Origin of the sequence: Lewinella sp. 4G2 (assembly GCF_001625015.1) — a bacterium.
GTDB lineage: Bacteria > Bacteroidota > Bacteroidia > Chitinophagales > Saprospiraceae > Neolewinella.
Genome location: NZ_LVWJ02000014.1, coordinates 3,167,959 through 3,192,836, shown reverse-complemented (window position 1 = coordinate 3,192,836; position 24,878 = coordinate 3,167,959). Strand labels below are relative to the sequence as shown.

Annotated in this window: 20 protein-coding genes and 1 tRNA gene; 12 read left to right on the top strand and 9 right to left on the bottom strand. The window is 55.4% G+C overall.

The features are described from left to right. Positions 1-36: 36 nt before the first annotated feature. The 4 genes from A3850_RS13240 to A3850_RS19560 form a co-directional block, all read right to left on the bottom strand. Complete coding sequence (locus A3850_RS13240) at positions 37-531, bottom strand: phosphoribosyltransferase family protein (protein WP_068217243.1); 495 nt, start codon at positions 529-531, stop codon at positions 37-39. A gap of 207 nt (positions 532-738) precedes the next feature. Next, on the bottom strand, positions 739-3,015 hold the full coding sequence (glgX, locus tag A3850_RS13235; RefSeq protein ID WP_068217240.1) for a glycogen debranching protein GlgX: 2,277 nt from the start codon (positions 3,013-3,015) through the stop codon (positions 739-741). Positions 3,016-3,214: 199 nt separating this feature from the next. After that, complete coding sequence (locus A3850_RS13230) at positions 3,215-3,541, bottom strand: single-stranded DNA-binding protein (RefSeq protein WP_068217237.1); 327 nt, start codon at positions 3,539-3,541, stop codon at positions 3,215-3,217. 20 nt (positions 3,542-3,561) lie between these two features. Continuing rightward, complete coding sequence (locus tag A3850_RS19560) at positions 3,562-3,942, bottom strand: single-stranded DNA-binding protein (RefSeq protein ID WP_076639952.1); 381 nt, start codon at positions 3,940-3,942, stop codon at positions 3,562-3,564. Positions 3,943-4,169: 227 nt separating this feature from the next. On the opposite strand from A3850_RS19560, the gene A3850_RS13225 reads away from it, so the two are divergent. The 7 genes from A3850_RS13225 (at position 4,170) to A3850_RS13195 (ending at position 15,638) form a co-directional block, all read left to right on the top strand. Next, complete coding sequence (locus A3850_RS13225) at positions 4,170-5,792, top strand: DUF1800 family protein (RefSeq protein ID WP_076639951.1); 1,623 nt, start codon at positions 4,170-4,172, stop codon at positions 5,790-5,792. A gap of 74 nt (positions 5,793-5,866) precedes the next feature. Then, the gene (locus A3850_RS13220) at positions 5,867-7,711 is read left to right on the top strand and encodes a DUF1501 domain-containing protein (protein WP_068217232.1); all 1,845 of its coding nucleotides are present in this window, start codon (positions 5,867-5,869) and stop codon (positions 7,709-7,711) included. 98 nt (positions 7,712-7,809) lie between these two features. Next, positions 7,810-8,940 carry a DUF4249 domain-containing protein gene (locus A3850_RS13215; RefSeq protein WP_068217229.1) on the top strand — a complete coding sequence of 377 codons (1,131 nt, stop codon included), beginning with the start codon at positions 7,810-7,812 and terminating at the stop codon, positions 8,938-8,940. A gap of 96 nt (positions 8,941-9,036) precedes the next feature. Next, positions 9,037-11,454 carry a TonB-dependent receptor domain-containing protein gene (locus tag A3850_RS13210; protein WP_068217222.1) on the top strand — a complete coding sequence of 806 codons (2,418 nt, stop codon included), beginning with the start codon at positions 9,037-9,039 and terminating at the stop codon, positions 11,452-11,454. Positions 11,455-11,483: 29 nt separating this feature from the next. Next, complete coding sequence (locus tag A3850_RS13205; protein ID WP_068217219.1) at positions 11,484-12,707, top strand: DEAD/DEAH box helicase; 1,224 nt, start codon at positions 11,484-11,486, stop codon at positions 12,705-12,707. Between the two features lie 120 nt (positions 12,708-12,827). Beyond that, positions 12,828-14,564, top strand: a complete 1,737-nt coding sequence (gene gldG / locus A3850_RS13200) for a gliding motility-associated ABC transporter substrate-binding protein GldG (protein WP_068217216.1) — start codon at positions 12,828-12,830, stop codon at positions 14,562-14,564. A gap of 57 nt (positions 14,565-14,621) precedes the next feature. Continuing rightward, positions 14,622-15,638, top strand: a complete 1,017-nt coding sequence (locus tag A3850_RS13195) for a hypothetical protein (RefSeq protein WP_068217214.1) — start codon at positions 14,622-14,624, stop codon at positions 15,636-15,638. 23 nt (positions 15,639-15,661) lie between these two features. On the opposite strand, the gene A3850_RS13190 is transcribed toward A3850_RS13195, so the two are convergent. Further along, a complete protein-coding gene (locus tag A3850_RS13190; protein WP_157501141.1) occupies positions 15,662-16,561 on the bottom strand; it encodes a hypothetical protein in 900 nt (299 codons plus the stop codon). A gap of 254 nt (positions 16,562-16,815) precedes the next feature. Between A3850_RS13190 and A3850_RS13185 the strand changes: the two genes are divergently transcribed. Both A3850_RS13185 and A3850_RS13180 read left to right on the top strand, forming a co-directional pair. Continuing rightward, entirely contained in the window at positions 16,816-17,646 is an 831-nt protein-coding gene (locus tag A3850_RS13185; RefSeq protein ID WP_082921807.1) for a queuosine precursor transporter, read from the top strand. Between the two features lie 494 nt (positions 17,647-18,140). Then, positions 18,141-19,001: an NlpC/P60 family protein gene (locus A3850_RS13180; protein ID WP_157501139.1), complete on the top strand. Its 861-nt coding sequence runs from the start codon at positions 18,141-18,143 to the stop codon at positions 18,999-19,001. 3 nt (positions 19,002-19,004) lie between these two features. On the opposite strand, the gene A3850_RS13175 is transcribed toward A3850_RS13180, so the two are convergent. Next, positions 19,005-20,129: an Mrp/NBP35 family ATP-binding protein gene (locus A3850_RS13175; protein ID WP_197494054.1), complete on the bottom strand. Its 1,125-nt coding sequence runs from the start codon at positions 20,127-20,129 to the stop codon at positions 19,005-19,007. Positions 20,130-20,270: 141 nt separating this feature from the next. Continuing rightward, positions 20,271-20,355: transfer RNA gene (locus A3850_RS13170), tRNA-Ser, on the bottom strand. 177 nt (positions 20,356-20,532) lie between these two features. Between A3850_RS13170 and A3850_RS20030 the strand changes: the two genes are divergently transcribed. The 3 genes from A3850_RS20030 to A3850_RS13155 all read left to right on the top strand — a co-directional run bounded on the left by A3850_RS20030 (position 20,533) and on the right by A3850_RS13155 (position 23,117). Beyond that, positions 20,533-21,657, top strand: a complete 1,125-nt coding sequence (locus A3850_RS20030; RefSeq protein ID WP_082921806.1) for a DUF547 domain-containing protein — start codon at positions 20,533-20,535, stop codon at positions 21,655-21,657. A 42-nt stretch (positions 21,658-21,699) separates the two neighbouring features. Beyond that, the gene (locus A3850_RS13160; RefSeq protein ID WP_068217201.1) at positions 21,700-22,401 is read left to right on the top strand and encodes a CoA transferase subunit A; all 702 of its coding nucleotides are present in this window, start codon (positions 21,700-21,702) and stop codon (positions 22,399-22,401) included. A 62-nt stretch (positions 22,402-22,463) separates the two neighbouring features. After that, positions 22,464-23,117: a CoA transferase subunit B gene (locus A3850_RS13155; protein ID WP_068217199.1), complete on the top strand. Its 654-nt coding sequence runs from the start codon at positions 22,464-22,466 to the stop codon at positions 23,115-23,117. A gap of 138 nt (positions 23,118-23,255) precedes the next feature. Here the strand turns inward: A3850_RS13155 and A3850_RS13150 are convergent, their stop codons facing one another. Further along, the gene (locus A3850_RS13150; protein WP_068217196.1) at positions 23,256-23,720 is read right to left on the bottom strand and encodes a hypothetical protein; all 465 of its coding nucleotides are present in this window, start codon (positions 23,718-23,720) and stop codon (positions 23,256-23,258) included. 5 nt (positions 23,721-23,725) lie between these two features. Next, entirely contained in the window at positions 23,726-24,817 is a 1,092-nt protein-coding gene (gene ald / locus A3850_RS13145) for an alanine dehydrogenase (protein WP_068217194.1), read from the bottom strand. Positions 24,818-24,878 lie beyond the last annotated feature (61 nt).

Below are 24,878 nucleotides of genomic sequence, written 5' to 3'. Positions count from 1 at the left end.
GATACTCGATATTAGGCTAACCTTGTAGCTGAATTACTACTCCAAAGTAGCCTCGTCACCGTTGGGTCCGGAAAAGGTGACCAGCACGTTCTCTTCGATGGTCGTACTGAGGTCCATCCCACTGTAGGTCACGTAGACCGGCCAGTTTTTATGGCGGCGGTCAACGAGTACGCAAACTTCGATCTTCTTTGGCAGCACCTGTTGCAGGGGAAGCATGGCGTAGAATAGCGTCCTCCCCGTATTGGCGACGTCATCGACTATGAGGACGGCCTTATCGGTTAGTTGTGTGACGTCGTTCGTTAGCGAAGGGCCTGGGTCAAGCGGTGTCGCTGGGCTGATCGTCAGTGGCCATAAGTGAATGGGCGCTTCACTAATTGTTCGCAAGGAACTGACGAGCCGTTCCGCCAATTCCAAACCCCGGTTGTTAATGCCGATGATGTACAACTCCTGCTCGGCAGTATTCCGCTCCAGGATCTCCATCGCCAAACGGTCAATCTTGGCGTTGATCTGCTGATGGTTGAGGAGTTCCATAGGGGCAAGCTTACTTTTAGAAGGTAGAGGAGCAAAGATAAACGGCTGTACCCTAATCCATGCCCTGCGGCTATGGACTGAACGTCCGAGTTAAATTACCCAGCGAAACCAGCGCTAGGCGTCGCCTTCCTGCTGGTCTTGTCAACACACCGGTTGTGGTGTATTTAGCAAGTTGCGAAGGTGCTCTTCTGATGCGACGGATCCAACTTACTCCTGTATCATATCCCACAATCTCCGCACCTGATCGACGATGGTGACCTTGCGGCGGCCTTCCGGCGTGATGTTTGCTTTCCGCGTTTTGAGGCGGAATACGTGGATGGAGCGTGGACCAACCGTAAACTTGCTATCCGCCGGGTAATCTCCTTCTACCGGGATTTCGCTGGTGTGTGAGTCAATAATCTCCTCCCAGATACTGAACTCTTTTACACCGGGCAAGCGAAAGTCGACACCCTCCCAGTAAGCATTGAGTATGACCAGGAAGATATCGTCCTTTACCCGGTTGCCACGCTCATCGTACTCATCCATCGCCTCGCCGTTGAGGAGCATGCCGAGGCTACGGGTGTGGGTACTGCTCCATTCTTCACCTTGCATCTCGTCACCGTTGGCGTTGATCCAAAGGATGTCGCCGAGGGTGGAGTCGTTGACTGTCCGCCCGTTAAAGAAGCGGCGGCGGTGGAAGATGGGGTTATCCCGCCGCAGCGCGATCAGGTTACGCGTGAAGGAATGTAGTGCAGTTTGGTCCGCCGTCCATTCCCAATTGAACCAACTGATCTCGTTATCCTGACAGTACGCATTGTTGTTACCGCCCTGAGTCCGGCCGTACTCATCACCCATCGTGAGCATCGGGACGCCCTGGCTCAAGAACAGCGTGGTGAGCATATTCCGTTGCATCCGTAGACGGAGGGCATTGATCTCCGGGTCATCGGTAGGTCCTTCTACGCCGCAATTCCAGCTGAGGTTGTGGCTTTCGCCGTCGCGGTTTCCTTCCCCATTCGCCTCATTGTGCTTTTCGTTGTAGCTGTACAGATCGCGGAGGGTGAAACCATCGTGGGCCGTAATGAAGTTGATGCTGGCTGCTGGGCGTCGTCCACTTAACTCGTAAAGGTCGGAGGATCCACTTAAGCGGGAGGCCAACTCCCCCACCCCAACGTCGTCACCCCGCCAGTAAGCCCGGACGTTATCGCGGTACTTACCGTTCCATTCTGACCAAAGGACGGGGAAGGCACCGACTTGGTAACCACCGGGGCCAACGTCCCAGGGCTCCGCAATCAGCTTTACCTGGCTGATGACCGGGTCCTGGTGGATCGTATCAAGGAAGGTGCTCAGTTTGCCGACTTCGTACAGGCCACGAGCGAGGGCGCTGGCGAGATCGAAACGAAACCCATCCACGTGCATCTCGGTGATCCAGTAGCGGAGGCTGTCCATGACCATCTGGAGGGTCCGCGGGTTGGTCATGTCAATGGTATTTCCCGTTCCGGTGTAGTCCATGTAGAACTGCCGGTCGCCATCCACTAAGCGGTAATAATGGTCATTGTCGAGGCCCTTCATGCTGAGCATCGGGCCGTAGTGATTTCCTTCGGCGGTGTGGTTGTACACTACATCAAGGATAACCTCCAGACCGGCCTTGTGAAGCTTTTTGACCATGTCCTTAAACTCTCGCACCTGGTCCTCCGGCTTCTCAGCTGCGGCGTAGTCAGCGTGGGGAGCCAGGAAGCAGAGGCTGTTGTAACCCCAGTAGTTCCGTAATCCCATATTGACGAGCCGCTCGTCCTGCACAAAATGGTGGACGGGCATCAGCTCGATTGCCGTCACCCCCAGATTTTTCAGGTATTCGATGGTAGCCGGATGCCCGAGCGCGGCATAAGTACCCCGCTCTTGTTCGGGGATTTCGGGCATCAGCTGGGTGAAACCCTTGACGTGGGCTTCGTAGATGACCGTCTCGTGCATTGGCCGTTCCAGGAGAGTATCCCCTTCCCAATCGTAGCTGGTATCGATCACAACGCCTTTGGTGAGATAAGGGCCACTGTCGGATTCGTCCATCTGGAAGTACCGGTCTTCGGCTTGTTCCTTGACGGGGTACGGGAACATGGCTTCGTGCCACTTGATCTCTCCATCGACCGCCTTTACGTAGGGGTCGATCAGCAATTTGTTCGGGTTGTAAAGTCGTCCGGTACGGGGGTTCCATTCGCCATGGGCCCGGTAGCCGTAGCGCCAGCCGGTGGGTAGATCCGGAATGAAGACGTGCCACACCAAGTCGGTTTGCTCCATCATTCGGATCCGGTACACTTCGACGTCAGCTGCTTCCTCACGGAAAAGACAGAGGTCCATCCGGGTAGCGTCTTCGCTGTAGACGGCGAAGTTGCAGCCCTTCGGCGACCAGGTAGCGCCCAACGGATAGGGCCGGCCAGGCCACACTTCGATGTCACCGAATTTACCGTAGGCTTTAATTTCCTGGAGGTCACAAATTTGTTGGGTCGTCGTCATACACTTGATCACTAAAACTGGGGTACGGATTGAGCAATAAATATTGGCTCGGGGGATAGTTTATCAAAAAGCGGCCGGGTCGTTGGTCCCCGCCGGTTCGCGAAGGTAATCGTCAGGGAGGCTTCTCGCATTCCTCACGGCGTTTAAGCCCCAGGCTTGCAAATTTGTTTGCCCCCAAACGATCAAATCCGGCAAGTCCTTACAGATAAGTGTACCCCCGCACGTAGATCTCCGCGAATCGCTGAAGATCTCCCTTCCTATTACGGTGGGTCCGGTAGTGGAGTTCTCCGTTGATCATTAAGCGGTCCCCCTTTCCGAGGTGGGCGTGGAGATCCAGCGCAGCCGGGCCCCAGGCAATACAGTGGTGTTCGGTGAGGGCGGGATAGTACGTTGTTCCCGCTTTGGAATTGCTGGCCGTCTCCGTCCCACCGGTAGCCACGGCAAAGCGGAGCATATCGCGGCCGCCTTCCGTGCAGTGGTAAGTCATGGGTTTGCGGACCTGGCCAATGAGGGTAAGTTGATTCATGGGTAGTTTAATTTTGATGGTTAGAAAGTTGTTGGTGAGGAGGAATTAGCTGGCTGCGGCGAAGGCGGGTACTCCGTCCGGCTATTCGCTGATCTGATGAAGTGGCGGACGTGTATCTCCGTACGTACCTGGGTCCGGCCGGCTTGGACCCACCTGCGGTTACGTAGTTCACCCTGGATCTGGATGCGGTCACCCCGCCGTAGCTCTTGGTGCATAAGGCTTGCTAGTCGGTGCCAGGCCACCAAATGAAAGGATTGCGGCCCGTCTGGCTCATCGGGCACGGCCGAGGTAGTAAGGGGATACAGCCGTACTCGTGCCAGGGAGGTTCCGTCGGTTAGGGTTGTTATCTCCGGCTGGGAGGCAAGCCGTCCGTAGAGTTGCACGTGGTTATTGGGGTTCATTCGTAGCGATTATGCCACAATGATCTTGCCCCATCCAATAATTAATCGAGCATTAAACGAATACTTGCGAATTTAAGCGTTTACGTTCGCCTGCATGGTATCGAAACTGCGTCGCCTCTGTCATGAGAATGGACGTACGGGTAACACTTCCGAACAATGCGGGCACGGAGGATTCGTGGAATTCATACCTTCGTGTTCACAGATTTTCACTTTAGATTTTCTACTTCATGTCTTCAACATCAGTACTAACGGCTGCTGTTTCCACCTCTTTCGCTGCTTACTCGGGCCCGTGGGAATTTCAACAGGCAAGCCACCTTTTACGGCGGGCCACTTTTGCCCCCACTAAAGCCGAATTGGATGAGGCGACTTCCCTCGGTTTGGATGCGGCGCTGGACCGGCTGTTCGAGTCGATTGCTCTTCCCGCTAATCCTACCTATGTCGACTACGTCCGCCCCGACGGTGAGGCCGGTATCGGTGATGAGTGGATGAATCTTGCGGTATCAGAATTTGACGCCAGTGCCGACAGGAGTGCCCGGGCACGGAGCGTTCAGGCCTGGTGGTTTCAATCCACCGCCGAAGCCGGGTTCAACATTCGGGAAAAAATGGTCCTCTTCTGGCACAACCACTTCGGGATGGGTGGCATAAACGCCGACCGGGAACGTGTGCGCTTCCTCAATACCTACCGGGATTACGCCACGGGCAACTTTAAAGAATTGGTCAAACTAATGACCATCGACGTCTACATGCTCCGCTTCTTGGATGGCCACGTCAGTACCCGCCAGAACCCCAACGAGAACTACGCGCGAGAACTACTCGAACTCTTCACCATCGGTAAGGGGCCGCAGGTAGCTCCGGGAGACTACACCAACTACACCGAGCAGGACGTCACCGAATTAGCCCGCGCCCTTACCGGTTGGCGGACAATCAACTTCAATACCATCTCCCCCGGCCTCGACAGCTACGCGGAATACGTCACTAACCGCCACGACCGGACGGATAAAACTTTGAGCTACCGCTTCGATAATCAAGTCATCACCAACAACGAAGAGAACGAGTACCTCGACGTTGTCGATATCATCTTCACTAAGGACGAAGTCGCCCGCTACCTCTGCCGCAAACTCTACCGCCACTTCGTTTATTACGACGTCACTGATGAGGTGGAGACGAACATCATCGCCCCCATGTCGCAATTGGTGATCGATAACCAATACGACATTGCACCTGCGTTACGCGCCCTCTTATCCTGCGAGCATTTTTACGAAACCTCCATTATTGGTGGGATGATCAAGACGCCGCTGGACCTTGTTCAGAGTACCTTTCGGGTGGCCAATTTCTACGAACAGGACACCGTACAAAACGGCCAACAAGCGGCGCGCAGAGGCTTCATTCACGCCCGGGATACGGGAATGGACTTGCTCACCCCACCGTCCGTGGCTGGATGGACGGCCTACTACCAGGAGCCCAGCTTCCACCGTATCTGGCTTAACACCAGTACCATTCAGGCGCGAACCAGCCACGCCCGCAGGTGCACGACGGGTGCTTTCTACTGGGACCAAACTGCCTACCGCTGCGATTGGCTGAGCGTAGTCGACGGACTGAACAACCCCTACGATTCGATCTCCGTGGTCGAGGAAATGTGCTCCATCCTCCTCCCCAAACCTTTGGAACAAGAGCAAACCGACGCCCTCGTTGAATTACTGCTGGGTGGCCAGGAGGACTTCGTCTGGACGAACGAATACTCAGATTACCAGGCGAACCCCAACGATATGGCCGGCATCGATGCCGTCACGTCCCGCATCCGCAGCATGATGTACGGCCTCATGCAACTGGCTGAATTCCACGTGCACTAGTCACCGACCTTGCCTCCCCTCTCTCCAATTTTTAAGCCTACCCCGCCGCTTCCGGCCCCAAGAATAGCTCTCAAGTGAAAAGAAGAAACTTCCTCCGCAGCGTTGGTGCGCTGAGTATCCCAGCCCTCCTGAACAATGGGGTGGCCGGTGCTCCCCTCCAACTTTTCACCCAATTTATCAACCCGGATAGCGACAAGGTCCTCGTGCTGATACGACTTGCCGGCGGTAACGATAGCTTGAATACGCTCATCGGTACCGACCAGATTGAGAACCTGCGGATCGTGCGGCCCAACATCGCCCTACCCGATTCCGGCATCATTGATCTTACGCCAGAAACGGGGCTCCACTCCGCCATGACGGGGATGAAGACGCTCTTCGACGAGGGCAAACTGGGCGCCGTTCAGGCCGTTGGCTATCCCAACCAAAACCGCTCTCACTTCCGCAGCACCGACATTTGGACGTCCGCTTCCGACGCCGACGAAGTCATCACCACCGGTTGGCTCGGTCGCTACCTCGAAAATGACCACCCCGAATATCCGACTGGATACCCGAGCACTGAATACACTGACCCGCTCGCGATGACGATGGGTACGGTAATCAGCGAAACCTGCCAGGGCACGAGCTCCAACTTTAGCGTTGCCGTCAACAACCCCTTCAACTACCTCTACATTGCCCCCGGAGGCGATACGCCGTTACCCGTGGGTACCAACTACGGTACGGAAGTTGACTTCGTACGCACCCTGATTGGCCAGAGTAACGAGTACGGTGAAGTCGTTCAGAATGCCGCCAACGCCGGCAACAGCCTCGCCGATAATTACACGACCGGCCGCCTCAGCAAACAGTTGCGGGACATTGCCTACCTCATTAGTGGCGGGCTGAAGACAAAGGTGTACGTGGCTACGCTGACTGGCTTCGATACCCACTCCGCGCAGGTAAACGACGGCGATCGCCTGACCGGCCGCCACGCGGAATTGATGACGGAATTATCCGACAGCATCAAAGCTTTCCAGGATGATCTCGAAGCGCTCGGGCTGGCGGACCGCGTTATGGGCATGACGTTCAGCGAGTTTGGCCGCCGCATTAAGGACAACGCGAGCAATGGTTCCGACCACGGCGACGCCGGCTCCCTCTTTGTATTCGGCAATTGCGTCGCCGGTGGCATCACGGGAACCAACCCAGTCATTGACACCGAGGTAGACCAAATTACTGGCGTCCCGTACCAGTATGATTTCCGCGACGTCTACGGTTCGGTGCTGATGGATTGGTTCGACGTGCCGGAGACCACCGTGCAAAACCTCGTCTACCCCGGCTTCCAGTACCTCCCTATTTTTAACGGATGTAACCTATCCTTACCCGTTGATCTGATGAGTATTACGGCCCGTGGCCTAACCAAGTCTATCAAGGTAGAATGGTCCACTTCCCGGGAAACTGACAATGCCGGTTTCGTGGTCGAACGCAGCGAGGACGGGCGCAATTTTCGCGCCATCGGTCGGGTAAGACCCGGCGCGCAGGGTAATAGCATCAACGAGTATTCTTTTGAGGATACGGACGTCCGCCTCGGGGCACTTTACTACTATCGCCTGCGTCAGGAGGATCTTTCCGGCTCCTTCGAATACAGCCCCATCCAGACGGCGCGGCTGCGCGGCACGGCCAAGGGAGACTGGGCGGTGGGCCTTCCTCGCCCTAATCCGGTGCGGTCCGATAGTTACCTTAAGGTCTACGCTCCCGTTGATAGCACGGCCAACTTCGAGGTCTTCGACGTTCGCGGTCAGCGCCTACGCACGGGCACGGTCACGCTTCCCGGCGGCGTCGATACCCGCGTCGCGTTGCGGCCCGGTGGTCTTGCTCCCGGCACTTACGTTTACCGACTGCGCACAGCGGATGGCAAGGTCTTCTCCCGCAAATTCATCAAGCAATAGAGGCTAGTTTTCTAGCTACCATTCAGTTGGGCGCTGCCGCAGGTGCGAAGCAAGGATAGTGGGATCACACTTCCCCCTGAAGACTTACCTTGCGGCCGATGAATGAAACGAAAATGCTGAGACGGCCCCTAGCGAGACTGATGGGGTTGCTCCCGCTCCTCCTGTTACTCTGTACGTGTACTGACGCCGTAGCTCCCGAATTCCAGTTCGAGGAAGGCTTCCTGTTGGTGGACGGCACCATCACCAACGTGGCCGGAGAAAGCCAGGTAAAGGTCAGTCGTAGTGAGTTGCTCTTTGGTAATTCCGTACTGCAACCCATCGAAGGCGTCGTTGTAACCAGTATTGACGGAGCAGGACAAGGGGTAAATTGGATTAGTACCTCCACACCAGGCGTCTACGTGCCCCCAACCGACTGGGCGGGCATCCCCGGCGAAAGCTACCGCCTGCAAATTGCGACGCCACGGGGCGAAATGGTGGAGTCCACCGCGGAAGTACTACCCGAACCCGTGCCTTTCCAAAACGTACGGGTGGAGTTTGAACAGGAGTCCTACTTCAGCGAGGCACGTGACCGTTTCATTCCCGCCTTCCAAGTGTTGGTGGATGTACAGGATCCGGCGGGTGAGGCCAATTATTACGAGTACACTTCAGGGACGTTTCAAACGATCGAGGTATGTGCCTCCTGTTTTCGGTCGGTCTACAATAACGGAGAATGTATGCCGACGCCCGGGTCCCGTTTCGTAGAACGGTACGACTACTTGTGCGATACGCGCTGCTGGGTGACGAGCGAGTCGGCCAACGTCGATCTTTTCTCCGACGAATTCAGTGATGGACAGTTGATCTCCGGTGTGGTGGCTAACCGGACGGACTACAACCGGCCCGGCCGGCTCCTGTTTGAGATCCGACAATTCAACGTAACGCGTAAGGCATTTGAATTTAGCAGCTTGGTCCAGGACCTGGCCGAAGGATCGGGCGGGCTCAACGCTCCCCTACCCGCGGCCCTCGTCGGTAATCTTAGTGACGTCAGCCAGGGGAACATGCCCGTCCTGGGTTACGTGAAGGCGGCCGCACTGACTGTTGACCGCGTCATGATTGAGCGGGATACTTTCGGTGGTCGTAGCCTGCCCTTCGACGGGACGCTACGGCTCGAGCCCCGTATCCCACCACCACCCGCCGCCCCGTGTATTGGTCTGAACCGCACGACCGTCCGGCCCGCCGGATGGATCGATTAGGCAAAACTTAGCTAGTCCTCCCGGATAACCCACCCCCATTTACCTTATTCAGCGTCACTCCCACCGTCTGGAACTGACACGCCAAAGCAGCCACGCATGCGGATTTTTATCGTTGCTCTACTGACTATCACCCTGAGTACTTTCGCTTCTGGACAAGCCTATGAACTGACCGTTCGGGTGACGGATGGGTCGACCAAGACTCCGCTGGAATTCGTGAACGTCCAGATCGAAGATGCCGCGATAAACGGAACGACAGACGGCTCAGGTACGGTTGTGCTGAAAACGGACAGCAAAAACTTCACCGTTTTGGCCAGCTTTCTAGGTTACGAACAACTCAGCCAAACCGTGCGGATGGCCGGCCCTACCCAAACCCTTGAGCTTATGCTCGTACCCTCCGCTCAGCAGATTGAGACGGTCACCGTCACCTCAAACGATGCCAGTGAACGATTGAGCCGGCCGGTGATGGGTGTGGAGCGACTCAACATTGAAGCCATTGAGCTAATCCCCGTAGCCCTGGGTGAAGTGGATGTATTTAAAGGTCTTCAGTTGATCTCCGGCGTAAACTCTGCCGGAGAAGCGAGCAATGGGCTAAGCGTGCGGGGTGGTACCATTGATCAGAATCTGGTTTTGTACGATGGGGCTCCCGTCTTTACCCCGACTCACCTCTTCGGTCTATTTTCTGTCTTTACACCGGATGCTATTGGGGGCGTCGACCTCTACCGGGCAAACATTCCCGCTAAATTCGGCGGCCGCATCAGTTCGGTACTCGACGTCAAGAGTCGTAATCCCACTTCAGACAACTTCAAAATGCAGGGAGGTATTGGCATCGTATCGAGCCACCTCAGCATTGAAACACCGGTTGACAAACAGAAGAAGGTGAAGGTTCTGGCCGCAGTACGGGGTGGATTCAACGACTTCATCTTTAAACAGATCGACCGCCTGAAGAATACGGAATCCCGCTTCGCCGATGCCACCGTCAAATTACGGTACACCGCGAATGAGAAGAATATCTTCACCGTGTCCGGTTTTTACAGTGCTGACTTTTACCAGATCGATCTCCTCAATCAGTTTAGTGGCATAACGTCTGATCGCAATCAGTATACGTACTCCACTTTGAATGGAACGGCGGAGTGGCTGAAGATCTTCAACGATCGGGCGAGCCTGAATACCCAGTTGGTCCGGAGCGACCATAAACCCCGGTTGCTCTTCCCGCAAGCGGATACGGATAACGTGATAGAATTCGATAGCCGCATTCAGTACCACAGCGCGCAATCCATATTCAGCTATAACACCGAGAATGGTCACCGCCTTTCCGGTGGAGGACAGCTGATTCGCTATGACATCGACCCCGGCGGTCTGGACCCCGACGGCGTGGAATCCATCCTTCCGGTGAATCTGGATACCGAGCAATCGCTGGAAGCCAGTCTTTTCGTGGAGGATGAGTGGAAAGTCAGTGACGCCCTCACTCTTTCCGCCGGCCTCCGCTTCACCCAGTACGCACAACTGGGCCCCGGAACAAACCGGATTTACGACAACGAGGAGATCCTGGATCCCGACCGCCTTACCGAAACGGAGGAGTTCGGAAGCGGCGAGAATATGCAGACCTACAATGGATTCGAACCACGATTGGGCTTAAGTTACCAGCTATCCCCGAAGCTGAGTTTTAAGGCAGCCTACGCACTAAATCGCCAGTACCTCCAGAACATCTTCAACTCCACAACGCCACTGCCTAGTAGCCGATGGAAGCTGTCGGACAACAACATCCTGCCACAGAAGGCAACCCTTTACAGCAGCGGATTCTACTGGCTGCCGGGCGACAAGGGCTACGAACTCAGCCTGGAAGGTTACTACCGGGACATCGATAACCTACTGGAATACAAACCGGGCGCGGACTTTTTTCTCAACCCAACGGTCGAGACCGACCTCATCCAGGGACAAGGAGTAGCCTACGGTATTGAGGCGGGCATCAAACGACGGAAGGGCAATTTTACCGGAGAGATCAACTACGCTTACGCGCGCAGCCTTAACACGGTGGATGGGCCAACTTTCAATACCAGCGTTAACGCCGGCCAGCAGTACAATGGGTACTTCGATCAACCCCACACCTTCAACCTCAACCTGACGCTGGACGACCAGAAGGCTAACCAAATCAGTCTCAATTTCGTGGTGCAATCCAATCGTCCGTACACCGTTCCTAACGGGGTTCTGCAGATTGGTGAGACGCCGGTTCCGTTGTTCCTGGAACGCAACAATGCGCGGCTTCCCGTTTACCACCGGTTGGATTTCAGTTGGCGCATTCACAACGCCAAACTGGAGGAAAAACGATGGGTGGGCGACTGGATCTTTACGGTCTACAATCTCTACGGCCGGAAGAACGCCTACAATATCTACTACCAACCCCGCACTTCTGGCGCCGCTACCGCGGAGACTTCCGGCAGCCCGCTGGAGAGCTTCCGGCTGACCATTTTTGGAGCTCCGGTGATCAGCCTCGGGTACAGCTTTAAGTTTCAGTAACTGCCCCCGGGGGGCCGTACCTTCGCAGCATGAAATTCGACCAATATCCCCTCGCTCCGGAAATCAAAAGATCAATCGGTAAGCTGGGTTGGAAACGACCTACGGATATCCAGTACAAGGCCATCCGCCATATCCTGAAAGGTGAAGATGTGATGGGGATCGCCCAAACCGGCACGGGGAAGACGGCGGCTTTCGCCATCCCGGTCATCCAGTTGATCCACACCGGGAAAGAACGGCAGCGGCGGAAGGACGGCATCAAGTGTCTGGTAATGGTCCCTACCCGGGAGTTGGCCATGCAATTGGATCAGGTGTTTTCCGACCTGGCGAAGGGTACCCGCGTCAATATATTTGCCCTGACCGGAGGGGTGGAACAGGACCCACAGATCGCGCAGTTGCAGGATGGTGTCGACATCCTCATCGCCACCCCCGGCCGGATGTTTGACTTGTTGAATCAGGGAGCGCTGCGCCTCAGCCGCGTCAACATCCTCGTACTGGACGAAGCGGACCTGATGCTCGACCTTGGTTTTATTGATGATATCCGTGGCATCATGGGCCACCTCGTCAAACGACGGCAGACCCTGTTCTTTTCGGCCACCATCAATGAGAAGATCAAGAAATTGGCCTACACGCTGGTCAAAAAGCCGATACGAATTCAGATCTCACCGAAGGATCCTATTTCTCGCAACGTCGATCACTCCGTCGTCTTCATCGAAATGGATGATAAGCGATTTTTCCTCGAGCGCTTCTACAAAGAAAACCCGGAGGCGAAGCTCCTTACATTTGTTCGCACCCGCGTCCGCGCCGAAAGAGTAACAAAAGCAATGGCACGCGTCGGTATTGAAGCCCTGGTCCTACACGGAGACATGAGCCAGGACGACCGGAATAAAGCGCTGGAAGACTTCCGGGAAGGCGCTACCCGGATGATGGTCGCCACCGACGTAAGTGCCCGCGGAATTGACATCGCCGACGTGACCCACGTGATCAACTACGATCTGCCGGACCAGCCCGATAATTACGTCCACCGTGTGGGCCGGACCGGCCGTGGCGACCGCCGGGGAATCGCTTACACCTTCTGCGCTCCGAATGAGCACGACAAGTTGCGGGCCATCGAAGCTTACACCGGAACCGAGATCAAAATAGTGGAATTGGACCGGCAGGAATACAAAGAAACGCTGCACTTCAGCCGCACCGATAATATGTCGCTGGAGGACTTGATGAAGGAGGCGGAAGCCTGGGAAAAGAAGAAAAAGTAGGCCGGCGGATGCTTTAGGGTTGGCGTTTAAAGTCTGGCCGACGAAACCAATGATGGTGGGCCCGCAATCTGTTTTCGGACCAAATACAAAGCCCTACCTTCGCGTTCTTTTAGCGTACGTATGCCCCAACTAGAAAAGAAACACCGCAACCAATCGCTCGTCCAGTTCGCCTTGGCCGTAGCCCTGCTCGTGATCATCAACGTGCTGGCCAATGCACGCATCGGCGGGACGGCCCTCTACGGCGCCTGGGATTTGACGGAAGACAAGCGCTTCACGCTTACGGATAATACCGCCGAACAGCTGGAGAACCTGGAAGAGCGCCTCACCATCCGCATTCTCCTCACGGGTAAGTTGCCCGCCAATTACGAACGACTGAAGGAAAAGGTCTCCGATCTGCTGCTGGATTTCTCCTCTTACACCAACAATATTGAGTGGGAGTTCTCCGATCCCCTGAGTGGTGACCCCGAGATCGTACGCGACCGCCAACGGCAGTTGCAAGAAGACTTCGGCATCGTCCCGGTAACGGTTTACTCTGCCGCCACTGCAGCCGAAAGAAGCCTGAACGCCGTCTATCCCTACGCCGTATTGACGTACGGTACGCGCCAGCGGGTCGTTCCTTTTCTTGCGCCTTCCCTACCCGGCATGAGTGAGATCCGACGGATTAACCAGGCGGAGAGTTTGCTGGAGTACAACCTGAGCCGCGCCATTGAGGGACTGACCAATAATGATAAGCCGCTCATTGGCTTCACGATGGGCCACGGGGAATTACCCGGCATCAATACGATCGACCTCGTGCGGAACCTCCGCGAAGATTACGACCTGGGGCCAGTGAATTTGGATAGCTTCGCGCTCATTCCCAACGACATTGAATTGCTGATTGTCGCCAAGCCCACCATTCCCTTTTCTGATTTTGAAGCATTCAAGTTGGACCAGTACATCATGAATGGCGGCAAAGTCCTCTGGGCCGTGGATGCCGTTTCAATGGACCTAGACTCTTTGCAGGGTCGGAACGAATTCTACCCCCAACCTTACTCCACTGGGCTGGAGGACATCTTCTTTAAATACGGATTCCGCCTACCGCCGGTGCTCGCCCTGGATCTTTCAAACACCAAGATTGCTATGGCGACGGGGCGGAGTGCGGAAGGGACCAACATTACTCTCGTGGACTTTCCCTACCACGTAAAATCCATCCCGCGCGAAGACCACCCCGTAGTAAAAAATCTGGACCCGGTAGATCTTCGCTTCCCTACTGTGATCGAGTCGGTAAGCGACGACCCCGACGTCAAGAAAACGGTGTTGCTGACGACGAGCCCCCGTTCCCGCCGGCAACGGCTTCCCTCCCCCATTGATCTGGACGCGCAGAAATTCAGTCTCGACCTGGACCGTTTTGACGAGGAGGCCTTACCCCTGGCCATGTTGCTGGAAGGTTCCTTCACCAGCCCTTATGCTAACCGGCTGCGCAAGGAAAACGAAGCCATGTTACGGGAGAATGGAATCGCGTTCAAAGCCAAATCCGAGCCAACCCGGATGATGATCATCGCTGACGGTGACGTGCTCTCCAACGAGGTGGGAAAACAGAATCCCTACTACCCGTTGGGCTTCAACAAATTTGAGAAATTTCAGTACGCCAACAAAACCTTCATGTTGAATGCCATCGAATACCTGCTCAACCCGAATGGGGTGATTGGTGCTCGTGGCAAGGAGGTTAAACTGCGCCTCACTGACAAGGAAGCGGCGGTGGCGAACGCTACGTCGTGGCGCTTACTTAACATCGGTCTTCCGCTGCTGCTGCTCGCCCTCTTCGGCCTTGGGTTTAACTTTGTGCGCAAGCGTCGCTACGCGAAAAAACGCGCCTGATCGCTCACCTACTTCCTGGCCTTTCGAGGTGCCCCTGACCACGTTACCTGACTTAGCATGAACCGTACTTTCCTGTTGCTACTAGCCGTCCTCGTATTGGGAGGCATCACCTACTTCGCCCTGCGGAGTGACGACACCGAGACTAGCCTTGCCGATAAGGCGGAGAGCCGGCAATTCAGCTACGCCAACGTGGAGGCGATCGACCGCATCTTCATTGCCGATCGTAATGGCCACCAGGTCAATCTCACCCGAGGCGGTGTCTCCGGCTGGCTGGCGGACGGTGAGCCAGCCAACGCCAACATTGTGAAGGGTATTCTGCACGTGGTTCGGGGTCTGGACATTCAGTCGCTCCCCAGCTACAAAGCCATCCCCAACATCATTGAGGATATTGCGACTTCCGGCATTCTGGTACAACTGTTTGATGAGTCCGGCCAGAAACTCCAGGGCTACTATCTAGGAGGAAGCAACAATGATGAACTGGGTACTTACGCCATCAAAGAAGGCGTCGAGGACCCCTACGTCGTTCACCTTCCCGGCTTCACCGGCAACATCCGCCAGCGCTTTATGCACTGGGATGATGAATGGCGGGACAAAGTGTACTGGCGCGTTGACCCGGATAAAGTCACGGAGTTTAAGATCGATTACCCCAAACAACAGGGCGCAAGCTTCAAACTGACTAAGATGGAGGATCGATTCCAGTTAGCCCCACTGTACGAAGGCCCTCAGCAGACTCGTATGATTCCCAAAGGTGGTGTGGAAGGCGTCCTCTCCCGGTACGAAGAGTATTACATCTCCAGTTTTGAGAATAAGGACCTAAAGGTGATTGAAAGGGCCAACAATCAGGTGCCATTTGCCATCATCTCCATCACTCAGGAGGGGCAGAAGCCGCAGACCATGGCCGTCTACCCCCGTTATTCGGACGATCCGCTCAGCGGTGATTCCCGGGAAGGGGAATTACAAATCAATAGTGGTAGCGTATCGGCTTACAGTGCTTTCATCAACGGTGGCGAAGATTGGGTATTGCTGCACGCCAATACCATGCAACCCTTACTGGTCGGCTACGACTACTTCTAGGGCTGAGCTAGAAAATCAGCTGATCACCAGTAGCGCGTGTAGCCAACGTAAGGTAAAGGTGGTATCCGCACTCTACGTTCCTGCTGGTACACCGTAAAGACTCCGAACCGCCAACGGTGGCGCCGCTTCCCGTAGGCGGCGGTGAAACTAGGGTAGAGTTCCGCGTCATCATTGCGGCGGTTTAAGGATGCCATAGCCTCTGCGTAGAGGTGCCAGTACTTGCTGACACGTCCGCCCGCTGCCAGTCGTTGTAGAAATATTCTTTCATTACGGACGTCCGTATTGTAAAAATACCCGCTACCAATGTTCAGAAATCCGCGATCGTCGCCGAGGGTAAGTAGTGCGGTGACGTCACCAACCAGTACCCCCGTCCCACCCCGGTTGGTATTACCAAAAAATGGAAAGTAGATCGATTGATTACTGACTCCCACGTGCACTTTTGGCGTAATGCTTACCCGAGCTCGTTGGGTTAGGAGTAATCCTACCGGAGCTAAGCCTACCCCAACTTCAAAATTGTCGTTGAGCGCAAATTCCGTACCCAGGTAAAGCAGGTTGATGATCTTAAACCTGGCCTTCTCCTGGAAGGGTAGCGCGGTACGCTCGTAGGTTAGGTCCTGAAAGCCGGGTGCGGATGACGCAAATTGCTCGTCATCAGGATTGAACTTGGGCTGATAGACACCTAAGTAACGTACCTGTTCCGCCGGGAATGCGGAGACCTCCGCTGCAGCGTGCATCCGAAAGAACAGGGAATCGGGGGTAAAGCGGACGGCCGTCCCGAGCAACTTACTGTAGTCCAGCAGTATCAGCTGATGGGTCACCGTAGTATCCAACATTGTCACGCTGTGGTGAATCCGGCCCCTTAGTTTCTGCCCGGTAAGCGAATGTACCGACAGGAAAAATAACAGCAAGAGTGTAATACGCATCTGGGGCAATCTCGGTAGTAGTTCAATTATTCGCTAGACGTTCATACGAAGCGCAAACGTTGGGGGCTTGGCGCTAAAAGTAGCAAGATTCGTCGAGAGGCTTAGCGTGAATGCAAGGAGAGCGGCCACCGACGGCGAGCCATTCCAGGAAGACGGTTACGTTGCTTCTGAATACATTTGCCCATCCGCACCGAAAGGAATTCGATTGATATTCCCTGCTTGCCCCTTCCCGCCCCTGACTCAATTCATGGTTTATGCCCAGCGTATCTCCGCACAGTACCCCAGAAGTTGCCCTCGACGTAACGTCCCACAAACCCAGCCGCTTGTTCATCATCCTGGCCGGCTTCTTCGTGGCCAATGCCGTGGTAGCGGAGTTAATTGGCGTCAAAATCTTTGCGTTGGAAGATACCCTGGGGGTGGTCCCCTGGAACTTCAACCTCTTCGGTGAAGTAGGCGCCCTTCAGTTCAGTGCCGGCGTATTGCTGTGGCCCATCGTCTTCGTGATGACGGACGTACTCAATGATTACTACGGCAAACACGGCGTTCAACTGCTGAGCTACCTAACGGTTGGGCTCATCCTTTACGCCTTCGCCATGATCTTCGCCGCCATATCCCTGAGCCCAGCGGATTGGTGGGTGACCCAATCCGTGGATAGAGGAGTATCGGATAGTCAGGCGGCCTTTGCTGTCACCTTTGGTCAAGGGCTATTCATCATCGTGGGCTCCCTCGCCGCTTTCCTCCTCGCCCAATTGACGGATGTATTCGTCTTTCAGCGCATCAAACGCAGCACTGGGGAAGGAATGCTCTGGCTCCGCAGCACCGGCTCCACGGTCATCAGCCAGTTAGTGGACAGTTTTGTCGTCCTCTACGTCGCCTTCAAACTTGGCCCCGAGCTTTTTGACGGGGTTGCCGATCCTTGGCCCTGGTCCCGCATCCTCGCCGTAGCTACCGTTCAGTACGTTTTCAAATTTGTCTCCGCCATCCTCCTCACCCCAGTGATCTACCTAGCCCACCGGTTGATCAATAACTATTTGGGGGAAGAGGTAAGTTTGGCGTTGCGGCAGAGAAGTCTTCGAGGACGTTAGAATTTCTAGGGATATTAGAAGCTAGATTTTAGATTTAGACGAGATACCTATTCCCCTAAACGGCATCCGTCCCTTAACCGTGGTAGTGATTTTCCGGTGGAAAGGCGTTAAGAAATCTGCACTGTTTGAGCACGCGAAAGATTGATTGAAGGCCAAAAGAATAATGCAATCAAATGATTTAAGCTTAGCGCAAAGGACGTTTGGCGAGTTGGCAGATTTTAGCCTTTCCACCGGAAAATCGCGTTAAGCCACGGTTACAGGACAAAGCTTTTGCTTCTTTTAGCTGCGCTGCTACTTCGTGGTGGTCACAAAAGAAGTGTAACGAACATGTGCTAAACCAGATTAAATACTGAATACGACTAAACGTGACTGGAATTATTAGCAACCGGCAGATCAGTGTTGACCTAAAGGTCAACCAACCTGGGGTCAACCTACCTGGGGTCAACCAACCGGAGGTCAACCAACGTGAAGAACAAGGTGCTTACCTTCGCCCCATGATGCAAAAGTTCGCCACCGGCAAATTCGCCGCCGCAGCCATCCTGGCCCGCCCCAAAAAGGACGCGGAGCTCAGTTCCCAACTGCTCTTCGGTGAACCCGTGACCATCCTGGAAGCGGGCAAGCACTTTGCACACATCCGTTGCTCCGATGATGAGTTTGAAGGCTACGTCCGCACCGACCAGTTGATTGGGGTGGATGAGCGAACTTTCCGTTTGCAGCGGGATAACCCTGCGTTCAATCTCGACCTGTTCTCTACCATCCTCGGCGAACGGGAAGGTATCCCCATCACCTTCGGGGCCAGACTACCGGAATATGATGGTTTGCGACTCACCCACGGCGGCAAAACCTTTAATTACTCAGGGCAGGCGGCCCTTTCCGAGGATTTACGAACGGATGCTGATCTGCTCATTCGTTTCGCCCGCAAATGGCTGTATGCTCCCGGCATGCGCGGTGGTCGGACGCCAGTTGGCGTGGATGCTTCTGCGCTCATCCAACTACTGTACCGGCTCATCAACGTTAAGCTGCCACGTACCGCAGAGGCCATGGCCGGCAGTGGGCGGATGGTAGACTTCATGGTCCAGGCCCAAGTAGGTGACCTGGCGTTTTTCGATAACCGGAAGCGGGAAATCAACCACGTAGGCATTTTGCTGCCGGATAGCACCATCCTCCACGTGGGGGACCGGGTGCGGATTGACGCCGTCGATCACTTCGGTATCTACAACTACGAGCTCGGGCGCTATACCCACCGGCTGCGCATCGCCAAACGCCTGTTGCCGGATAGCGACAACACGGGCATCCTCCTCAGCAAGCAGGAGCGAATTGAAGAACAGGCCGAGAATCAGCTAGCGATCTTTTAAGGTCTAGGACTTGATCTGAACAATGGGCGTCTGCTCCATCATTTCGTTGCGCAGGGCGGTTTGGCGGGCAACGTTCTTGGCTACCTTCAACCAGACCTCACGGACCATTTCGTCGTCACGGTCTAGGAAAGCCGGCTTGCCGTCGTCTCCCCCTTCGCGGATGCCTTCGATCAGCGGCACTTGGCCCAGCAGCATACTGTTGGATTTTTTGGCCAGCGTTTTTCCACCATCCTTCCCGAAGAGGTAATACTTGTTATCCGGCAGTTCGCGGGGAGTGAACCAGGACATATTTTCGACGACCCCGAGCACGGGAACCTGAACGTCTGGCAGGAAGAACATATTCATTGCCTTTACCGCATCGGCAAGGGCGACATCCTGTGGGGTCGTAACCAGAACGGCACCAGTTACGGGCACCGTTTGTACCAAACTGAGTTGCACGTCACCTGTCCCTGGGGGTAAGTCGATAATGAGGTAGTCCAGTGGCGGCCAGATACATTCTTCCAGGAACTGCTTGATGATACCACTCAGGCGGGGGCCCCGGAGGACGACGGCTTGTTCGGGTTCCACCACAAATCCGGTACTCATCACTGGCATTCCGTAGGCGAACAGTGGCTTGATCTTCGGTTTACCGTATACCTTTTCCACCTTCGGTTTCTGCCCTACCAGGCCCAGCATCGTTGGCGCAGAGGGCCCGTAAACGTCAGCATCCAGCAGGCCGACGGCGCCACCAATCTCTTGCAAAGCCAGGGCCAGGTTGACGGCCACGGTAGACTTCCCTACCCCACCTTTACCACTGGCCACGGCGATTATGTTTCGCACGTGCGGCAGCGGGTTCGCTTTTTGCGGCCCACCCGGTGCTCCATTTGGCGCTGACGCAGGTGCAGCGGAAGATGGGTTTTGCATGTGGACGTGCACGTTCGCTTCGGGATAAATGCCTAAGATGGCCTCCTGGCAGGCGAAGTTTAGTTGCTGCTTATAATCATTATCCAACTTCGGCAGCTGGAGGGTGAAGCTGACGTTCGGGGCATCCACCTTGAGGTGCAGGACCATATTGGCGGTGATGATATCCGTACCGGTGTTGGGGTCCTGTACGCCGGCCAGTGCCCGGACGATCTTCGATTCTTCCATAGTAATAAGCAGTTAACTCGACTAACGCCTCCCCTACCCCAGGGTTGAGCGTACGGGGAAAGGAAGTCCAGTAGTAGTTGAAGGCAGCCCAAAACCAAAATGACCCGAGCGTTCGGGGGGGAACGTCGGGCCATTTCGTTGCGGAGGAAGAGGGATTCGAACCCCCGGTACCTCTCGGTACGTCGGTTTTCAAGACCGGTGCATTAAACCGCTCTGCCATTCCTCCGGTAGTGCTGATTTAGCTGGCCGCAAAGGTATATCGCCGCCGGGGAAGGAACAACAATTTGGCTCGCAAAAGTTCTTACACAAAGTATTCCACCCGCCGCTGCGTAGAATCTTATCGGTACTGGCAAACCCCGTAGGCCTGATTGAACGTTACCCCAGCGTACCACCCAGCCGAATAATGAAATTAACCCTTCAATCACTTAGCCTTCTTATCACCGTTCTTCTACTCATCTCCTGTGGAACGCGGGCTCGGAGTGACGATGCTAGCACCAAAAGTCAGCCCTCCGTGGCGGAGGCACCCGTCCAAAAAGACCTACCCGTCAAACAGGATCAGGTAGAGTTCACCCGTAATGTGGACCCCAGTACCGTCGAGCCAGAAAGAATGCCGGAACCCACCCCAAGTTCTATTGATACTGAAAAACCGAAGATCAACCCAAGAGTAAAGCCGACGGCCGTCTCTGCGCCAGCGGTTACCGCATCAGCTCCTTCTACGCCGGTCCGTCCTGCAGCGGAGCCCGTCACCTCCAGTCCGGTCGTGAACGCTCCCGTGGCGGCTTCCCCAACTTCCCCGGCACCTGCGGCAGCGCCCGCTTCTGCTGAAGCATCTTCTGATGAGCCAGCTACAATGGAAGTAGAGGAAGCGTTGGAAATTCCGCCAGCCTCGCCTTCACACCAGCCCTGGAATACTCTATTGCAACGCTACGTTGACGATGCTGGTAACGTCGATTATGCAGGATTTAAAAGTAGCGAAAGCGAACTCGACGCTTACTTAGCCACCCTACAAGAGACGGCGCCAAAGGGCACGTGGGGCCGGAGGGCTTCCCTAGCCTACTGGATCAACGCGTACAATGCCTTTACCATAAAGCGCATTTTGCGGGACTACCCCGTAGCGTCCATTACGGATCTCGACGGAGGCGACCCGTGGAAAGTAAAATGGATCGAAATTGAGGGTGAAACGTACAGCCTGAACAACATCGAGCACGACATCATTCGCCCGCGCTTTAAAGATGCACGGATTCATTTCGCCGTGAATTGTGCCGCTAAATCCTGCCCACCCCTCCCGAATAAGGCTTTCATGGCGGCTAATGTAGAATCCTTACTGACGGAGCGGACACGGGCATTCGTCCGCAACCCAGCGTACAATACCATCGGTGATGAAGTGGCCGTTTCCAAGATCTTTGATTGGTACGGTGAAGACTTCGGCGACCTGCGCACCTACTTAAATAAATACCTACCGACCCCGATCCCCGCCGACGTCGAGATTGGTTTCCGGGACTACGATTGGGCGTTGAATAAGCAGTAGCTATCTTGCCCGAACCATTATAGAGTTGATCAAGCCCACACCATGAATAAGACTGTTGCTAACGCCGACGCCGCCATCGCCGGCCTCAAAAATGGCATGACCCTCATGCTAGGAGGCTTCGGCCTTTGTGGCATCCCCGAGAATTGTATCGCCGCATTAGTCCGGGCCGGAACGACTGGTCTGACCTGCATTTCCAACAACGCCGGGGTTGATGACTTTGGCATTGGCCTGATGCTGCAGAAGCGCCAGGTCAAAAAGATGATCTCTTCTTACGTTGGCGAAAACAAGGAATTTGAACGGCAAATGCTGGACGGCACGCTGGAGGTCGACCTCATCCCCCAGGGCTCCCTCGCCGAACGCTGCCGGGCTGGCGGTGCGGGCATTCCCGCCTTCTTCACACCGGCCGGGTACGGTACGGAAGTAGCGGAAGGGAAAGAGGTACGCGAGTTCAACGGCAAACCCCACATCCTGGAGATGGCCCTGACGGCCGATTTCGCCCTCGTGAAAGCCTGGAAGGGCGACCGCGACGGTAACCTCATCTTCAAAGGCACCGCCCGCAACTTCAACCCGATGATGGCCATGGCCGGAAAAATTACGGTAGCGGAGGTGGAAGAACTCGTTGAACCAGGAGAGCTGGACCCCAATCAAATTCACCTACCTGGGATTTTTGTACAACGCATCTTCCAGGGGGTAGACTACGAAAAGCGAATCGAGCAACGGACCGTGCGCGAGCGAAAAGCATAACGTAAGCTCCAGGGCACTCGCCCTCAAACCCTTTCCATCTTCCCCTCCCCTAACCTTCAATTATGCTCGATAGAAACGGCATCGCTCAACGCATCGCCCAAGAACTGCAGGACGGTTGGTATGTCAACCTAGGTATCGGCATCCCTACCCTGATCGCCAATTATATCCCCGAAGGAATCGACGTCACCTTCCAATCCGAAAATGGCATTCTCGGGATGGGCCCCTTCCCCTACGCGGGTGAAGAGGATGCCGACTTGATCAACGCCGGCAAGCAAACCATCACCTCGTTGCCGGGCGCCAGCATATTCGATTCCGCCACCAGTTTCGCAATGATTCGCGGCCAGCACGTCCAGTTGACGGTACTCGGCGCGATGGAAGTGTCCGATACCGGGGACATCGCTAATTGGAAGATCCCGGGCAAAATGGTCAAGGGGATGGGTGGCGCCATGGACCTCGTCGCCTCCGCCGAAAATATCATCGTGGCCATGAGCCATACCAATCGGGCGGGGCAATCCAAGCTGCTGAAGCAATGCAGTTTGCCACTCACGGGGCTAGGCTGCGTGAAGAAGATCGTCACTAACCTCGCCGTACTTGACGTAACGGCGGATGGTTTTCTGCTGCGGGAACGTGCGCCGGGGGTTACGGTGGAAGAGATCAAAGCGGCTACGGAAGGACGGCTGGTGGTGCCGGCGGAAGTGCCGGAGATACGGTTGTAAGCACGACCGTAGGCTCTATCGTAGGCTCGACCTTTAGGTCGGGCGCAACCTTCACAAACACAACCTGTAAATTGGTAGTCTTCTCCTCATGGGTTGACCTAAAGGTCAACCTACCGGGGGGACTACTACCGGGGGGAACTACACAAACCCCAGCACCTGAAACCTCACTTCGTTAAATAGAAATGCCTCGCCGGCAATTTTACCTAGCAGACGCCTACCAATTGGACTTCCAGGGCTAATGCAAAACACGTCGCGCGTCTTCACCTTGATCTTACCAAACCCAGCCGCCAGTAAATAAATTCCACGATTCGTGGCTACCAGGTTACCGTGAGCGATACGATCGCCGGTGGTACTACGGTGCGCCTGGTCAAGTAGGCGCCGCGTCTCCAGCGCAGCGGCAAGTTGCTGTTTGAGGTTATTCTCCTCTAATTGCAACATAGCCCGGCCGGTCTCAAATTTGTCTCCGGCACTGGACTTCGTCTCACTCGAGCGAGAACCCCGGATGGATTCGAGGCTGGAACTGAGGGTTGCCAGTTGGTCCGCTAACAAGTGTGAGCAGTGCTCGAGGCAGGCCTCCTTCAGTTCCAGTCCTTCTTCAATCATTTGGTTTAGGCTAAGTCAGCAAAGGCGTCGGCGACGGGTTGGTAGACGATCTTGCCGTCCATCACGTTGAGGCCTTTGGCCAGGCCGGCGTTATCGTCGCAAGCTTGCTTCCAACCCTTCTGAGCAATCTGCAGTAGGTAGGGGAAGGTTGCGTTCGTAAGCGCCTGGGTGCTGGTGAAAGGTACCGCTCCTGGCATGTTGGCAACGCAGTAGTGGATGACGTCATCCACCACGTACGTGGGGTCCTCATGCGTCGTTGGGTGGCAAGTCTCGATGCAGCCCCCCTGGTCTACGGCCACGTCGATGACGACGGAGCCCGGCCGCATTTCACTCAGCATCTGCCGGGTGATGAGGTGCGGTGCTTTAGCTCCGGGAATAAGGACAGCACCGATAATCAGATCTACGGTAGAAAGTTGCTTACGAATGTTGTACTCACTGCTGTACAGGGTAGTCACGTTCTTCGGCAGGATTTCGCAGAGGTAGCGCATCCGGCTGAGGCTGATGTCCATCAGAGTCACGTTGGCGTTGAGTCCGGAAGCCATTTTAGCGGCTTCGGTACCAACTACGCCACCGCCCAGAATAAGAACGTTGGCGGGGCGAACGCCAGGGACGCCACCGAGCAAAATTCCCCGCCCGCCGGAGGGCGCCTCGAGGTACTTCGCCCCTTCCTGCACGGCCATGCGGCCGGCTACTTCGCTCATGGGAATCAACAGTGGCAGGGAGCCATTCGGCGCTTCAACCGTCTCGTAAGTCAAACAGATGGCTTTGGATTTGATCATCGCTTCCGTCAGTGGGCGCGAACTGGCAAAGTGGAAGTAGGTAAAGAGGAACTGCCCTTCCCGAATCAAATCGTACTCCGGTGCAATGGGCTCTTTGACCTTGACGATGGTCTCCGCTTTCCCGTACACTTCTTCAATGGTGGGCAGAATCACCGCGCCACTCTCGACGTAATCTTCGTCCGCATATCCACTCCCGGTGCCGGCCTGGGTTTGGACGTAAACCGTATGGCCGCGGCGCACGAGTTCGAGGGTTCCACCGGGCGTAAGGGCGACCCGGTTTTCATTGTTCTTAATTTCCTTTGGACAACCGATGATCATAATTTGGTAGTTGTGGTGGGTGATCGGATGAATGCCGGGTGGTTAGTCCGGTAGCCTTTAA

Coding starts and splice junctions, on each gene's coding strand:
- A3850_RS19560 (WP_076639952.1), bottom strand. CDS start 3,942: ATGAACCCCAATAACCACGTGCAACTCTACGGACGGCTTGCCTCCCAG.
- A3850_RS13185 (WP_082921807.1), top strand. CDS start 16,816: ATGCCCAGCGTATCTCCGCACAGTACCCCAGAAGTTGCCCTCGACGTA.
- A3850_RS13240 (WP_068217243.1), bottom strand. CDS start 531: ATGGAACTCCTCAACCATCAGCAGATCAACGCCAAGATTGACCGTTTG.
- A3850_RS13225 (WP_076639951.1), top strand. CDS start 4,170: ATGTCTTCAACATCAGTACTAACGGCTGCTGTTTCCACCTCTTTCGCT.
- A3850_RS13160 (WP_068217201.1), top strand. CDS start 21,700: ATGAATAAGACTGTTGCTAACGCCGACGCCGCCATCGCCGGCCTCAAA.
- A3850_RS13190 (WP_157501141.1), bottom strand. CDS start 16,561: ATGCGTATTACACTCTTGCTGTTATTTTTCCTGTCGGTACATTCGCTT.
- A3850_RS13155 (WP_068217199.1), top strand. CDS start 22,464: ATGCTCGATAGAAACGGCATCGCTCAACGCATCGCCCAAGAACTGCAG.
- A3850_RS13205 (WP_068217219.1), top strand. CDS start 11,484: ATGAAATTCGACCAATATCCCCTCGCTCCGGAAATCAAAAGATCAATC.
- A3850_RS13150 (WP_068217196.1), bottom strand. CDS start 23,720: ATGATTGAAGAAGGACTGGAACTGAAGGAGGCCTGCCTCGAGCACTGC.
- A3850_RS13180 (WP_157501139.1), top strand. CDS start 18,141: ATGATGCAAAAGTTCGCCACCGGCAAATTCGCCGCCGCAGCCATCCTG.
- A3850_RS20030 (WP_082921806.1), top strand. CDS start 20,533: ATGAAATTAACCCTTCAATCACTTAGCCTTCTTATCACCGTTCTTCTA.
- gldG (WP_068217216.1), top strand. CDS start 12,828: ATGCCCCAACTAGAAAAGAAACACCGCAACCAATCGCTCGTCCAGTTC.
- A3850_RS13215 (WP_068217229.1), top strand. CDS start 7,810: ATGAATGAAACGAAAATGCTGAGACGGCCCCTAGCGAGACTGATGGGG.
- A3850_RS13230 (WP_068217237.1), bottom strand. CDS start 3,541: ATGAATCAACTTACCCTCATTGGCCAGGTCCGCAAACCCATGACTTAC.
- ald (WP_068217194.1), bottom strand. CDS start 24,817: ATGATCATCGGTTGTCCAAAGGAAATTAAGAACAATGAAAACCGGGTC.
- A3850_RS13175 (WP_197494054.1), bottom strand. CDS start 20,129: ATGGAAGAATCGAAGATCGTCCGGGCACTGGCCGGCGTACAGGACCCC.
- A3850_RS13195 (WP_068217214.1), top strand. CDS start 14,622: ATGAACCGTACTTTCCTGTTGCTACTAGCCGTCCTCGTATTGGGAGGC.
- A3850_RS13210 (WP_068217222.1), top strand. CDS start 9,037: ATGCGGATTTTTATCGTTGCTCTACTGACTATCACCCTGAGTACTTTC.
- glgX (WP_068217240.1), bottom strand. CDS start 3,015: ATGACGACGACCCAACAAATTTGTGACCTCCAGGAAATTAAAGCCTAC.